The organism is Stenotrophomonas sp. CFBP8994 (genome assembly GCF_034044835.1).
GTDB lineage: Bacteria > Pseudomonadota > Gammaproteobacteria > Xanthomonadales > Xanthomonadaceae > Stenotrophomonas > Stenotrophomonas rhizophila_A.
On record NZ_JAXCWT010000001.1, the window covers coordinates 943,631 to 958,218 of the forward strand.

12 protein-coding genes are annotated in these 14,588 nt (G+C 63.7%); 4 read left to right on the forward strand and 8 right to left on the reverse strand.

Annotated features, from left to right (window positions below):
* Positions 1-11: 11 nt before the first annotated feature.
* Positions 12-1,007, reverse strand: coding sequence for a 23S rRNA pseudouridine(1911/1915/1917) synthase RluD (gene rluD / locus SOM39_RS04340; RefSeq protein ID WP_320457580.1), 996 nt, complete (start codon positions 1,005-1,007; stop codon positions 12-14).
* A gap of 116 nt (positions 1,008-1,123) precedes the next feature.
* On the opposite strand from rluD, the gene SOM39_RS04345 reads away from it, so the two are divergent.
* A complete protein-coding gene (locus SOM39_RS04345; protein ID WP_068853791.1) occupies positions 1,124-2,008 on the forward strand; it encodes an outer membrane protein assembly factor BamD in 885 nt (294 codons plus the stop codon).
* Between the two features lie 69 nt (positions 2,009-2,077).
* Here SOM39_RS04345 and SOM39_RS04350 read toward each other — a convergent pair whose 3' ends face one another.
* From SOM39_RS04350 to sucC, 4 genes are all read right to left on the reverse strand, one after another.
* Positions 2,078-2,524: a hypothetical protein gene (locus SOM39_RS04350; protein WP_320457581.1), complete on the reverse strand. Its 447-nt coding sequence runs from the start codon at positions 2,522-2,524 to the stop codon at positions 2,078-2,080.
* Positions 2,525-2,589: 65 nt separating this feature from the next.
* Positions 2,590-4,224, reverse strand: a complete 1,635-nt coding sequence (locus tag SOM39_RS04355; RefSeq protein WP_320457582.1) for an NAD+ synthase — start codon at positions 4,222-4,224, stop codon at positions 2,590-2,592.
* Positions 4,225-4,361: 137 nt separating this feature from the next.
* On the reverse strand, positions 4,362-5,237 hold the full coding sequence (gene sucD, locus SOM39_RS04360; protein ID WP_093533719.1) for a succinate--CoA ligase subunit alpha: 876 nt from the start codon (positions 5,235-5,237) through the stop codon (positions 4,362-4,364).
* A gap of 21 nt (positions 5,238-5,258) precedes the next feature.
* The gene (sucC, locus tag SOM39_RS04365; RefSeq protein WP_068853794.1) at positions 5,259-6,428 is read right to left on the reverse strand and encodes an ADP-forming succinate--CoA ligase subunit beta; all 1,170 of its coding nucleotides are present in this window, start codon (positions 6,426-6,428) and stop codon (positions 5,259-5,261) included.
* A gap of 243 nt (positions 6,429-6,671) precedes the next feature.
* Here sucC and SOM39_RS04370 point away from each other — a divergent pair, with 243 nt between their 5' ends.
* The 3 genes from SOM39_RS04370 to SOM39_RS04380 all read left to right on the forward strand — a co-directional run bounded on the left by SOM39_RS04370 (position 6,672) and on the right by SOM39_RS04380 (position 10,876).
* Complete coding sequence (locus SOM39_RS04370) at positions 6,672-8,285, forward strand: sensor histidine kinase (protein WP_184126716.1); 1,614 nt, start codon at positions 6,672-6,674, stop codon at positions 8,283-8,285.
* 64 nt (positions 8,286-8,349) lie between these two features.
* Positions 8,350-9,735, forward strand: coding sequence for a sigma-54-dependent transcriptional regulator (locus SOM39_RS04375; RefSeq protein WP_068853796.1), 1,386 nt, complete (start codon positions 8,350-8,352; stop codon positions 9,733-9,735).
* A 592-nt stretch (positions 9,736-10,327) separates the two neighbouring features.
* Positions 10,328-10,876: a SymE family type I addiction module toxin gene (locus SOM39_RS04380; protein ID WP_320457583.1), complete on the forward strand. Its 549-nt coding sequence runs from the start codon at positions 10,328-10,330 to the stop codon at positions 10,874-10,876.
* A gap of 858 nt (positions 10,877-11,734) precedes the next feature.
* Here the strand turns inward: SOM39_RS04380 and SOM39_RS04385 are convergent.
* The 3 genes from SOM39_RS04385 to SOM39_RS04395 all read right to left on the reverse strand — a co-directional run bounded on the left by SOM39_RS04385 (position 11,735) and on the right by SOM39_RS04395 (position 14,570).
* Complete coding sequence (locus tag SOM39_RS04385; RefSeq protein WP_320457584.1) at positions 11,735-12,211, reverse strand: hypothetical protein; 477 nt, start codon at positions 12,209-12,211, stop codon at positions 11,735-11,737.
* A gap of 387 nt (positions 12,212-12,598) precedes the next feature.
* Positions 12,599-13,081 (reverse strand): hypothetical protein, encoded by a 483-nt coding sequence (locus SOM39_RS04390; RefSeq protein WP_068853802.1) that lies wholly within the window; start codon positions 13,079-13,081, stop codon positions 12,599-12,601.
* A gap of 1,216 nt (positions 13,082-14,297) precedes the next feature.
* Entirely contained in the window at positions 14,298-14,570 is a 273-nt protein-coding gene (locus SOM39_RS04395; protein ID WP_320457585.1) for a hypothetical protein, read from the reverse strand.
* Positions 14,571-14,588 lie beyond the last annotated feature (18 nt).

Genomic DNA, 14,588 nt, shown 5'->3' on the forward strand with positions numbered 1-14,588 from the left:
GGGCGCAGCCATCAGCGGCGACCGCGTTCCAGCTCGGTGAACCGCTTGGTGTCTTCACGCAGCGCGTCCAGCAGCGCCACCATGTCGGCCGGCAGCGGCGCGCTGTTGCGGATCGGCTCGCCGGTGATCGGGTGGGCGAACTCCAGCGTTTCAGCATGCAGCGCCTGGCGCTTGAAGCTGCGCAGCTGCGCGACCAGCGCGTCGGTGGCGCCCTTGGGCAGCTTCAGCGCGCCGCCGTACAGCGAATCGCCCACGATGGCGTGCTTGAGGTGCGCCATGTGCACGCGGATCTGGTGGGTACGCCCGGTTTCCAGGCGGCACTCCAGCGCGGTGTGGGCGCGGAAGCGTTCGCGAAGGCGGTAATGGGTCACCGCGTCCTTGCCGTCCTCGCGCACCGCCATGCGGATGCGGTCGCGCGGGTGGCGGTCGATCGGCGCATCGGCGGTACCGCCAGAGACCAGCGCGCCCACCACCACCGCCAGGTACTGGCGGTGCACGTTGCGCGCGGCCAGCTGCTCCACCAGCGCGGTCTGCGCCTGGATGGTGCGGGCCACCACCATCACGCCGCTGGTGTCCTTGTCCAGGCGGTGCACGATGCCCGCGCGCGGCAGCACCGACAGGCCCGGGTCGCGGAACAGCAGCGCGTTGACCAGGGTGCCGGTGGGGTTGCCCGCACCGGGGTGGACCACCAGGCCGACCGGCTTGTTGATCACATAAACGTGTTCATCCTCGTACAGGATGTCCAGCGGGATGTCCTCGGGCTCGGCGTGGGTCTGGGTGTCGAGCACGACATGCAGGCTGGCCACCTCTCCGCCGCGGACCGGGTCGCGCCCGCGCACGGGTTCGCCGTCCAGCAGCACGTCCCCGGACTTGATCCACTCGCTCAGCTTGGAGCGGGAGAATTCGGGGAACAGGTCGGCCAGCACGGCGTCAAAGCGCCGCCCGGCGGCGGTATCAGGCACGACGGCCTGACGGGTGGATTCGGTTTCAGAAGCGTTATCGGACATGGGGAGCACACCGCAGGAAGACAAATTGGGGGTCCCGGCGACCAGTTTCAGTCGCAGGACAGGCCACTAGGCTATCATCGACCCTTCGTATTCCAGCCGCGTCCCGCCCTGACCCCATGATCCGACGCTCTTCCCTGCTGTCCGCGCCCGTCCGCACCGCGGCCCTGATGCTGGTCCTGGCCCTCGTTTCCACCGGCTGCCACCGTGGCGCCAAGGGTGACAACCCGGAAGAAGGCCAGCCTGTCGAAACGATCTACGACAAGAGCCACGGCCTGATGCAGAAGGGCAACTGGAGTGGCGCCGAAGCCACCTTCCGCCGCCTGATCGCCCAGTACCCGTACGGCCCGTACACCGAGCAGGCGATGATCGAAACCGCCTACGCCCAGTACAAGGCCGGCAAGCATGATGACGCGGTGTCGAGCATCGACCGCTTCATCCGCACCTACCCGACCCACCGCAACATCGCCTACATGTACTACCTGCGTGGCCTGGCCAACAGCAACCGCAACACGGTGTTCCTGCGCCGCGTGTGGTCGCTGGACCCGAGCCGCCGCGACCTGTCCACCCCGCGCCAGGCCTACGCCGACTTCAACATCGTGGTCGAGCGTTACCCCAACAGCCGCTACGCTGCCGATGCACGCAGCCGCATGCTGGAGCTGCGCGACGTGTTCGCCCAGCATGAGCTGGACAACGCGCTGTACTACCTGCGCCGCGAGGCCTACGTCTCCGCCGCCGGCCGCGCCAACTACCTGCTGGATACCTACCCGCAGAGCGCGTTCCAGTACGACGCCGTGGCCGCCCTGGGCGAGGCCTACACCCACCTGGGCAACAAGACCCTGGCCGACGACGCCCGCCGCGTGCTGGAGCTGAACCAGCCCGAGCACCCGTGGCTGCAGGGCAACTGGCCGAAGTATCCGTGGATGATCCGCAAGCTGAACCCGTTCGCCGGCGAGAAGTCCGCCAGCACCGGCCAGCGCAACGCCACGATGAATCGCCGCTGATACCAGCGCGGTGCTGAAACAGAAAAAGGGTCCCTTGCGGGACCCTTTTTTGTTTTCGGGGTTGGGCGGTTAGAGCCCAGCTACGCCGCGGGTCGGCACCGGGGTTATCCGGCCATGGCAATCCTTCTCCGTGGACCAGGCACTGAGCGTCACCCGGGGTATCGACGGCGCGGAGGATGCGCCGTGATAGTCGCGCGCAGGGAGCGAGGGCTTCAGGATCGAACGCGGGCCCGCCTGCAGCGAAGGAAGCTGCGTGGGCATCACCTGGAATCGCCCGCGCTGTTCAACGGGCAGGCTTTCCTGGCGCCGGTTGAAGAGCGAGGTGATGTGCGTAGTGGCGGCCGGTGCCTGCCTGAGGCAGGCACCCATGTCGTCGTCCACGGGCCGCACGACGGCCGGTGCCTGCAGCGGCGGATGGTTACGGACTTGGCACGGCTCCGGCCGTGCGGCGAATGCCGTCGTCACCACGTTACGTGGGACATCGGCCGGACGCGTGCAGGGGGGTAAACAGATCATGGGGCAGCTCCTGGGGGAATCGCCCAGCATCACCCGCCCGCCCTGCCCGCGCTTCCGGGTTTCGCTCAGCCCTTGTAGCCGTTGCTGATCGGGTAGCGGCGTTCGCGGCCGAATGCGCGGCGCGACACCTTCGGGCCGGGTGCGGCCTGGTGGCGCTTCCACTCGCTGGTGCGTACCAGCCGCAGCACGCGGTCGACCACCTCGGCGGCGTAGCCGGCGGCGACGATCTCCTCGCGCGACTGCTCCTGGTCCACGTAGCGGTACAGAATGCCGTCCAGCACGTCGTAAGCCGGCAGCGAATCCTGATCGGTCTGGTTGGCGCGCAGCTCGGCCGACGGCGGCCGCGCGATCACCGCCGGCGGGATCACCGGCGCGCCGCCCACGGTGTTGCGCCACTTGGACAGGCCGAATACCTCGGTCTTGTACAGGTCCTTCAGCGGCGCGTAGCCACCGCACATGTCGCCGTAGATGGTGGCGTAGCCGACCGCGTACTCGCTCTTGTTGCCGGTGGTGAGCAGCAGGCCGCCGAATTTGTTGGACAGCGCCATCAGGATCACCCCGCGCGCGCGCGACTGCAGGTTCTCCTCGGTCACATCCGCCGGCTGGCCCTCGAACATCGGGCCGAGCGCGGTCATCAGGCCTTCGAACACCGGCTCGATCGATACTGCTTCCAGCTTCACGCCCAGCGCGCGGCACTGCTCGGCGGCCAGGTCGTTGGACATGTCGGCGGTATAGCGCGAGGGCAGCCGTACCGCAGTGACATTGTCCGCGCCCAGCGCGTCCACCGCCATCGCCAGCACCAGCGCCGAATCGATGCCGCCGGAAAGACCCAGCCACACCTTCTTGAAGCCGTTCTTGCCGCAGTAGTCGCGGATGCCGCGGGTCACCGCGCGCCAGGCCAGTGCATCCATGCTCTCGTCGCCGTCGTCCATCCACTCGCGCGGCAGGAAGCGGCGGCTTTCGGCGTCGTAGTCCACCACCAGCCACTGGTCGGTGAAGGCCGCTGCAGCCGGGTGCACGGTGCCATCGCCATCGGCCACGACCGAGGCGCCATCGAAGGTGAGCGCGTCCTGCCCGCCCACCATGTTGACGTACAGCAGCGCCGCGCCGGTTTCGCGGGTGCGCTCGGCCAGCAGCGCGTCGCGCTGGGCATGCTTGCCGCGTTCGTAGGGTGAAGCGTTGGGAATCACCACCAGTTCGGCGCCGCTGCGCACGGTGTCGGCCAGCGGTTCGGGGAACCACAGGTCCTCGCAGACCAGCACGCCCACCGGTACGCCCTTCAGCTCGAACACGCAGCTGCCGCCGTCCGGGTCCACATCGAAGTAGCGGCGCTCATCGAACACCGCATAGTTGGGCAGTTCGCGCTTGCGGTAGGTGTGCAGCACCTCGCCGTCGCGCAGCACGCTGGCCGCGTTGTAGACCACTGCCCCGGTGGCCTCGGGCCAGCCAACCACCGCGGTGATGCCGTGGGTGGATTCGGCGATCCGGCCCATTGCCACCTGGCAGTCGTACAGGAAGCGCGGGCGCAGCAGCAGGTCTTCGGGCGGGTAGCCGCTGATGGCCAGCTCGGGGAACACCACCAGCTCGGCGCCGAACTCATCGCGCGCCTCGGCGATCATCGCGATGATGTTGTCGGTGTTCTGCGCGACCGCGCCCACCGGAAAATCGAACTGGGCCATCGCGATGCGGATCGACGTCATGGGGTGAAGCCTGTGGTTGCGATGGCCCATTGTAGCGCTGGTGGTTCGGCGGACTGCAAAAGCAGAAAAGCCGCCCTTTGGGGCGGCTTTTCCTTTGCCGACTAACAGTCGGCACTACGCAGGGTTGGCCGGCGCGCTTATTTCACCAGCTTGGCGATGGCAGCGCCCAGGTCGCCCGGCGAGCGGACGGTGACCACACCGGCAGCTTCCATGGCGGCGAACTTGCCTTCAGCGGTGCCCTTGCCGCCCGATGCGATCGCACCGGCGTGGCCCATGCGCTTGCCGGCCGGAGCCGAAGCGCCCGCGATGAAGCCGACGACCGGCTTCTTCACGTGGTTCTTGATGTACTCCGCACCGGCTTCCTCGGCGTCGCCGCCGATTTCGCCGACCATGATGATGCCTTCGGTCTGCGGGTCTTCGTTGAACAGCTTGAGGCAGTCAACGAAGTTCAGGCCGTTGATCGGGTCGCCACCGATACCGATGCAGGTCGATTGGCCCAGGCCCACTTCGGTGGTCTGCTTGACCGCTTCATAGGTCAGGGTGCCCGAACGCGACACGATGCCGATCTTGCCCGGCTTGTGGATGTGGCCCGGCATGATGCCGATCTTGCACTCGCCCGGGGTGATCACGCCGGGGCAGTTCGGCCCGATCAGCACGGTGTCCGGATGCGAACGGGTCAGCACGTTCTTCACGCGCAGCATGTCCAGCACCGGAATGCCTTCGGTGATGCACACGATGACCTTGATGCCGGCAGCCGCAGCTTCCAGGATCGCATCAGCCGCGTACGGCGGCGGCACGTAGATCACCGACGCGTTGGCGCCAGTGGCCTGCACGGCGTCGGCAACGGTGTTGAAGACCGGCAGGTCGATGTGGGTGGTGCCGCCCTTGCCCGGGGTCACGCCGCCAACAACCTGGGTGCCGTACTCGATCATCTGAGTGGCGTGGAAGGTACCCTGCTGGCCGGTGAAGCCCTGCACGATCACCTTGGTGTTCTTATTGATCAAAACAGACATTGTTATTCCTTCGGTGTCGGATCAGGCGGCGTTCTTGACAGCTTCAACGACCTTCTTGGCACCGTCGTTGATGTTGTCGGCCGGGATGATGGCCATGCCGCTGTCGCGCAGCAGCTGCTTGCCTTCTTCCACGTTGGTGCCTTCCAGGCGCACCACGACCGGAACCTTGACGCCCACTTCCTTCACAGCGGCGATGATGCCTTCGGCAATCATGTCGCAGCGGACGATGCCGCCGAAGATGTTGACGAAGATGCCTTCGACCTTGTCCGAAGACAGGATCAGCTTGAACGCTTCAATGACGCGCTGCTTGTTCGCACCGCCGCCCACGTCCAGGAAGTTCGCCGGCTCGCCGCCGTTGAGCTTGATGACGTCCATGGTGGCCATGGCCAGGCCGGCGCCGTTGACCATGCAGCCGATGTTGCCGTCCATGGTGACGTAGTTGATGTCCAGCTCCGAAGCGGTCACTTCGGTTTCGTCTTCCTGGGTCTTGTCGCGCATGGCGACCAGGGCCTTCTGACGGAACGCGGCGTTGTCGTCGCTGTCGAACTTGCCGTCCAGCGCGTACAGGTTGCCGTCGTCCAGGATGGCCAGCGGGTTGATTTCAACCAGTGCCAGGTCCTTTTCGTTGAACAGCTTGTACAGGTTCACCATGATGCTGGCGAACTGGCCGGCCTGCTTGGCGGTCAGGCCGAGCTTGAAGCCGAAATCGCGGCCGTGGTAACCCTGCACGCCTTCAACGAAATCAACGTTGAGCGAGTGGATCAGCTCCGGGGTTTCAGCAGCGACCTGCTCGATCTCCACGCCGCCTTCCGAAGAAGCGATGTAGGTGATGGTCTTGGTGCCACGGTCAACCAGCACCGACAGGTACAGCTCCTTGACGATCTCACCGGCGGTGGTGACCAGCACCAGGTTGACCGGCAGTTCAACGCCTGCGGTCTGGTAGGTGGCCATCTTGGTGCCGAGCATCTTGGCCGCAGCGGCCTTGACGTCATCGGTGGTCTTGCAGAACTTGACGCCGCCAGCCTTGCCGCGACCGCCCGCATGGATCTGCGCCTTCACCATCCAGGGGCCCTGGCCCAGGGAGTTGGCAGCTGCGACGGCTTCATCGGGGGTTGCCGCGACCTTGCCGGCCGGGACGGGAATGCCGTACTCGGCAAGCAGCTGTTTTGACTGGTATTCGTGGAAATTCATGCGTCACCGTGGGAATAGGAACGACCGCACGCACGGACCGCGGCGGGCCCACTATTGTGGACGACCCGGCGGCGCGGCGCAAAGAAACCGGGCCCCGGGCGTGAAGAGGGGGAGATTTCCACCTTCATTCAGGCAGTTGCGCCCGGGCCGCCCCCCCGGGGGTGGGTCGGGAATGGTCAAAATGCGCGGCTCGGGGCCCAAACCTATGCCTATACTGGGCCCAGCCAGAAGGGGAGTTCCGGCGTGTCACCCAGTGCTTCATTGATCGACCGCATCGAGTCCATGCCGAAGCGGGAGCTGTACTTTTTCGCCCTCTACCGGGTCCTGATCGCAGCGGTCATCGCCGCCCTGCTGTTCAGCCCATTGAGCGCGATGGTGGGCGAATCCACCCACCCGCAGCTGGCCGCCGTGGTCAGCGGCAGCTACCTGGCGCTGTCGCTGCTGATCCTGGTGGCCGGCCGCAACGACCGCTGGCTGCGCCCGATCGTGGTGGGCAGCGTGCTCATCGACATCGTCGCCACCGTGCTGCTGGCCCACGCGCTGCCCGGTGCCAGCGCCGGCCTTTCCATGGCCCTGCTGTTCAACATCGCCGCTGCGGCCACCCTGCTGCCGCTGTCGCTGGGCCTGAGCCTGGCCCTCACCGCCAGCGCCGCCACCGCCGGCGAATACGTCTGGAACCTGCTCGAGAACGGCGAGCCCAACCGCACCCTGGCCGAACTGGCCATGTTCATCACCAGCTTCCTGGCCCTGGCCTTCGTCAGCTACCAGGTGGGCAACCGCGCCCGCCGCAACCAGCAGTTGGCCAACCAGCGCGGCGCTGAAGTCGCCAACCTGTTCGAGATCAACGAACTGATCATCCGCCGCATGCGCACCGGCGTGCTGGTGGTCGATGGTGCCAACCGCATCACCCTGGCCAATGAGGCCGCCGCCACCCTTATCGGCGACAACGACGGCAACAGCGGCAGCGGCCTGCTGGAACTGGGCAGCGCCGCGCCCGACCTGAGCCGCCGCCTGCAGCGCTGGCGAAATGGCTGGACCAACGAAGAGACCCCACTGCAGCTGTCGCCCGACCAGCCTGAAGTGCAGCCGCGCTTTGCCCGCCTGCTGGCCGGCAGCGACCTCACCCTGGTGTTCCTGGACGATTCCACCGTGGTCTCGCGCCGCGCCGAATCGCTCACCCTCTCGGCCATGGGCCGGTTTTCTGCCAGCCTGGCCCATGAGATCCGCAACCCGCTGGCAGCCATCAACTACGCCGCCCAGCTGCTGGAGGAATCCACCGCCATTGGCGATACCGACCGCCGCCTGCTGCAGATCATCCACCAGCAGTGCCAGCGCACCAACGGCATCGTGGAAAGCGTGCTGGGCCTGGCCCGGCGCGAGCGGGCCAACCCGGAAAACCTGGACCTGGCCGCCTTCGTGCGCCGCTTCGTGCTGGAGTACAAGCAGAGCCTCACGCTGGAAACCGACAGCATCGAGCCGATCATCAGCGAGTCTTCCGTACACGGGCTGGTGGACCCGCGCCACCTGCACCAGATCCTCACCGTGCTGGTGCACAACGCCTTGAAGTACGGCCGCACCGGCCAGGACCCGGCCCGCGTACGCCTGCGTGTGGCCCGCCAGGACCGCAATGCGGTGATCGACGTCATGGACCGCGGCCCGGGCATTCCCGAATCGGTGGCCAGCCAGCTGTTCCGCCCGTTCTACACCACCTCCGAACACGGCACCGGGCTGGGCCTGTATATCGCCCGTGAGCTGTGCAAGGGCAACCAGGCAAGCCTGGAGTACGTCTCGGTGCCCGCCGGCGGTGCCTGCTTCCGGTTGGTACTGCCCGGGCCGCACACCATGCGGCCGCAATGACGCGCTACCCTGCAGGCGTCAATAGTTTGTCGTTTTCAACCGCACTCGGCTATCTTTCCCCCATATGAACGAAAACCGCAGCGCCCTCGTCGTCGACGACGAACGCGACATCCGCGAACTGCTGGTACTGACCCTGGGCCGCATGGGCCTGCGCATCAGCACCGCGGCCAACCTCGCCGAAGCGCGCGAGCTGCTGGCCAGCAACCCCTACGACCTGTGCATCACCGACATGCGGCTGCCCGACGGCAACGGCATCGAGCTGGTCACTGAAATCGCCCAGCACTACCCGCGCACCCCGGTGGCGATGATCACCGCGTTCGGCAGCATGGACCTGGCGGTGGAAGCGTTGAAGGCCGGCGCGTTTGATTTCGTCAGCAAGCCGGTGGACATCTCGGTGCTGCGCGGGCTGGTCAAGCATGCGCTGGAACTCAACAACACCGAACGCCCTGCCCCGCCGCCGCTGACCAGCGACACCACCGCGCGGCTGCTGGGCGAATCGGCGGCGATGGATGGCCTGCGCGCCACCATCACCAAGGTCGCCCGCAGCCAGGCGCCGGTGTACATCCTGGGCGAATCGGGCGTGGGCAAGGAACTGGTGGCCCGCACCATCCACGGCCAGAGCGCACGTGCGGCCGGCCCGTTCGTACCGGTGAACTGCGGCGCCATTCCATCGGAACTGATGGAAAGCGAATTCTTCGGGCACAAGAAGGGCAGCTTCAGCGGCGCCCATGCCGACAAGCCGGGCCTGTTCCAGGCCGCCCATGGCGGCACTCTGTTCCTGGATGAAGTGGCCGAACTGCCGCTGCAGATGCAGGTGAAGCTGCTGCGTGCGATCCAGGAAAAGTCGATCCGCCCGGTGGGCGCGGCCACCGAAGTGCCGGTGGATGTGCGCATTCTTTCTGCCACCCACAAGGATCTGGGCGACCTGGTGGAAGATGGGCGGTTCCGCCACGATCTGTATTACCGTATCAACGTGATTGAACTGCGTGTGCCGCCGCTACGCGAGCGCCGTAGTGATCTGCCGCAGTTGGCAGCTTCGATCCTGGCCCGGTTGGCCCGTACGCATGGGCGGCCCACTCCGCTGCTGGCGCCGTCGGCGCTGGAAGCGATGGGCACGTATCACTTCCCGGGCAACGTGCGCGAGCTGGAGAACATCCTGGAGCGTGCGTTGGCGCTGGCCGAGGGTGACACCATCGGGGCAAGCGACCTTCGGTTGCCGCAGCAGGGTGTGCCTCGGCATGGTGGGGCTCCCGTGGCGGCGCATGAAGAAGCGGTGGTGGATCTGCCGGCGGGGAGCGGCGCGCTGCCTTCTTATATCGAGCAGATGGAACGCACCGCGATCCAGAAGGCGCTGGAAGAGAACCGCTGGAACAAGACGCGCACAGCCGCGCAGTTGGGGATCACGTTCCGCGCGTTGCGGTACAAGCTGAAAAAGCTGGGAATGGATTGAACCCGTAGAGCCACGCCCTGCGTGGCTGAGACGCGCCGACCAACCCAACCGCTCACGGGACCGCTCCACCAGACATCCCGCTGGACACGCATGGCGTGTCGCTACACATCCTGCCTGCGCCCCACGCCGCGCTGGACACGCACGGCGTGTCGCTACACATCTTGCCTGCGTCCCACACCGCGCTGGACACGCACGGCGTGTCGCTACAGGCACGAACCCGCGTAGAGACACGCCATGCGTGTCCCACGTAACGCTGGAGTCCCTGTCGCCAACACCCCAACAAAACCGCACCGCCGTCGCAATACCGCCCCCACCCGGGCCGCTAGCGACAACCTGTTGGCATCACCTATCAAACCCGGCAAAACCAACAGACACAATCGATTGGCTACCGCCCCCACCACGGCGCATGGTGGCGTTGGAGCTTCAAATCTCCACGTAAGTGCAAAATTATGGACATCCCATGTCGGGAGGGTGGCTAATACAAGACCCCTCATCCGGGGAAATACTCCACGCCGCTCGCACTTACGCGGATTTGAACCTCCCGGCTCCCTTGCCCTACCGGCAAGGGAGGTTTTCCCCTTGGAGGCTCCCCATGCGCTCGCCACGCAATACCCCCCTCTTCCCAGAACTGCTGCTGCCCACGGCCGACCGACCGCGCCACTACACCGTGCGCGCACACACCTACGCCTGGATGGACACCTTCAACGGCGGCACAGTCCCATGCCTATCGATACACGGCCGTTGGCTTGAGAGCGCCGGCTTTAAAGTCGGCGCAAGCGTGAGCATCGAAGCAACCCAAGGCCAACTGATCGTGAGCCTGATCGAGTACCCCGAAGAAGCGCGGCGAAGCATCTCCACCGCCTTCGAGAAACACGTCGCCAAGCTGGGTCGCACCACCCCGGACAGCCGAATCATCGTCGAGCACCCCGGCTGGCTGGTGCGCGAACTCATCCTCGCCCCGATGGGCGCCTCCACCCTGGACTTCGCCCACGCCATCGGCGTATCGCAGGACTTCGCCGAATGCTTCCTCGCTGGCGACCAAGACGTGGACATCGATCTAGCCCAACGTCTCGGCCCCTTCTGCCGCACCTCACAGGGCCTATGGCTTGACCTGCAGCACAAGCACCGATCAATACGCTGACCATCCACACCGACCGTAGAGCCACGCCTTGCGGGGCTGAGACGCAGTAAGCCTGATCTCCCATTCTCATGCCGTCAACAAAGGCCAAAGTGGTGTCGCGCGCGATGTGTGGCCAGGAAACGCTCGCATTCCGTACACCTCTAACCCTCAGGGACCGGTCCGGCGATCCACAAAAGCAAGCCCCAAAAAACGCTGACCAGTGAAGAACCCCGCGCCAAGACTCAAGAAGAAGAGCCAAGCCATTTCCTCTCCGCCCCATAGCAAGCTGATGATGCAACCTACCGCCATGGAAAGGAACCCTAGGGCTCCGATATAGGCGACCTGTAGCGGCCCCCCGGGAACATAGAATGGCCGTTTGATTGAAGGTTTTATCCAGGACACACTTCGACCACCAACTGCATACAGAATTCCGCCCACCGTCATTGTGGCTGCAGCAGAAACAAGCGCTAGCACCAAAGCCTTCTGCAGAAGATGTACTTCATTCGGCCACGGCATTCTGGCCGCAAGAATCGGACCTGCAATGGCGCTAGCAAGAAGGTATAGGGCATTTGCATAGACACCAACCCGTTTGCAGCAGCTCAATTGATCTCCCCGCAAGTGCATTCCTTGCTATTGAAGTACTTGGTCATCTCCACACCAAAGCCACCCTGCAGTTGAATTCCGCCTTTCACCTCAATCCCCAACTCAGAAGCTGGAGTCATGCCTCCGTACTCCGAGCGTCGCGCTCGGCACTTAGGTCCGATTGACCTGAATGCGACGAAGAATCTGTGCATGGCCGGCTGACCCCTTAAATCTTCCATTCGCCTGCAACCGGCAGGTCGCGTTCTCATTTCCCATCCAAGACCGCGCTCGAACCTCTCAAGTTTGAGACCCGCCGTCCATCCCGTCCCACCAGAAATCACAGTACAAGGCTTGGATCAGCACCCGCCGCCCAGAGCCAGACTCGACTGCGCGAACAATGGCGTAGTCAATATACCCGTAGTGAGTCCAGTCGAAGAAGTCCACGAACTCAAGCTTGGGAATATCGGCAGCTGCAATCCGCTCGTCCTCGCTCCAGTAGCTATTTCCATCTGACCCAGCACGGGCAAACTGGACAGGCACTTCCCGGAGCAGGGGCTTTGGCTTCACGATAAGGCCACCAATGGCGGAGTGCCCGTATTGATCTGCAGCGGCACTCCCCTCGAGCACGATGCTGCGCAGCAGCTCTCGCTCGATCTGGAGGAAAGAATCCTCCACCGCCATGTCCAGGACACCTTCGCCAGGCATTAGGTAGGAATTCCAGATATGCCGGCTTGCTTCCTTGAATCTCTGCATCTGACCCGTTACATCTTTCATCTCCGCATCCCTTCAGAAGCCAATCTGCCCATTCCCGCGTATCCCAGACTTCGAATTGGCACCCACACCCGAGGGAAGCATACGACTTCCAGAGCGAGGAAGCCGATCGGGCCGCGGTGTGGGCGTGGGGCGAGTCACTGCGGGACCGAAGGCATGCCGTCCTCCTCCGCTGGACGGCCGCACGGCCTGCCGTTGGGAACGCCTCAAGTATCGCGACGCTTCGCCTGCGCCTGGCATCGCGATGGACATAATTGGCGTGTCGCAACAGGCGAAAACCCGCGTAGCGATACGCCATGCGTGTCCACGTGACGCCAGCCCCCCCCCTGTCGCCAACACCCCAACAAAACCGCACCGCCTTCGCACTGCCGCTCCCACCCGGGCCCCTATCTATAACCTGGCACTTCCGCCCTCGGCTCGAACAAACTCCTGGGCAGCCTCATTCCCAGCAGCAGCGGCAGCGTGAACCAGGCTCATCCCTTTCAAGATATCGGCGGGAACGCCGACCCCATGTACCAACGAGAGTCCGTACTCATACTGAGCGGGTGGGTAGCCTTGACGAGCTGCGGCCGCAAAATTCTCTGCAGCCGACTCCTTGTCCAATGGCGCCATGTCACCAAACAAGTGATACATGCCTTGCATGAATAGTGCAGGCGCGTATCCCGATTCCGCCGCCACTCTTACAGAATCGACATGACGTGCGTGGAATTCCTCTTCACCCTCGCCCGGCTGACTCGACATGGCCGATAGGTAAAGCGCCTCAGCAAGACCTGACTCCACAAGAGGCGCGAGCAGGACCCTCACGCCATCCCAGTCATCCGCGCTGACAAGGCGGTCGTACTCGGTCGTTACTGCAGTTGGAAGATTAGCCATGCGGGATTATCTCATCACTCCTTGGGAACCTGCAGCGACATAGGATGTGACAGGTTGAACTCGCGCCGAGCTTCTGCTTTGAGTACTCATCTACCATCCGCTTCGGCTGGATCTCCGGCTGCAGCTCCCCTCTGCAAACACGAATAGTAGCAAGGCCATTTCGGCACTCGGGAACCCGGGCATGAGCCCCAACCATCGCAGCACCCTCTTCATCCAGCCTGCTCGATCTCTCTGGCGACGAGAAATCGGGTCGCGGCGTCCCTTACCTGCTCCCAAGACGGGTGAAAGAGCTCACTCGCTTCATTCCCTGCAAACGCGGCTTCCGGTATGCAACCGAAGCCTCCACCAGACATGCAATTCTCTGTTTCAGCGTCTCCGACAATCCACTCCAGTGCAGCAGTGACTCTCCAACCAAAAGCTCCTGCCTGAGCTCCCACGCGGCAGCGAAATGACCATTGGACTGCTGCAACGCTAGGTGGGGGCCAGCCGCAGCGATTCTGGCCGAGTCTGCGAAGTAGAAGAGGCAACTCTTCATTGAATCCTCAAGATCCTCCTCAGATACACCTTCCATCGTCATTCTCCTGTTCTCACTCGGAGTGGACCGAGCAAGCATTTCCAGACCTCTCGGCTTACGCATCATCAAGGCCGAGACGGGCGTGAAGGATTCTCCAGCTTGCTTAATAAGCTCAGCCAGCAGGATGGTAATCGGGCGCTTCCACCATTGCCATCTCAAGCCAGCGTCGCACTTTCCGATAATCAATTGCTTTGACCGACATCATTGGCAAGGACTGTCAACGCTCACTACATGACCGCGCCCTACCGCTCGGCGACTACGGAGCTGCGACCTGGAAGATTCCGCTAGAGCCCTTTAATTAAACCCTCAAGCCTCCCTGATTTATCGAAACTGTAAAACCTTTCATCTCCGATGAAGTTCACGCACCGCCCATCGTGAGCAACCATCCGCCTAGCCTTGACCGTGGCGCCCGCCCTCGTCTTGTAGACGGAAAAGTCACAGCCAGAGTCGGCCTGGCTACAAAATTCCGCTGCTTCAACCTTTGCAATGCTCACAAGGTGCAATTCGGAATCGGTTGCCGCCTTTGGGTACACCCCGCCTCCACAGTCTATTTGGGGCTTTGAACAGGCAGCGCTGGCCATCGCGATACACGCGCCAAACATCAAACACCAACACTTACTCCGTTCCATAGGTTCCATCACTTCAACGCGGGTGGTGGTCAGCGTCAATGCTGGCAAGAAACACTATTTCATCATCTGGTTCGGCGTAATGGACCATTCCGATCTCGGAGGTTTCGACTAGAACCCCGCTCGACAAGGATGTACCGCCGACCACTTCAACTTTGCTTAGCCAGCTTTCATAACCACTCAAACAGTTTCCGCGGTCGAAATCGCAAACCACAACGCCTTTTACACCGCCCTCAACAAGTACGGAGTCTCCAGCCCGAATGCTCCTCGCTTCGTTGACGTACCTCATAAAGCCACTCCAAGGTCA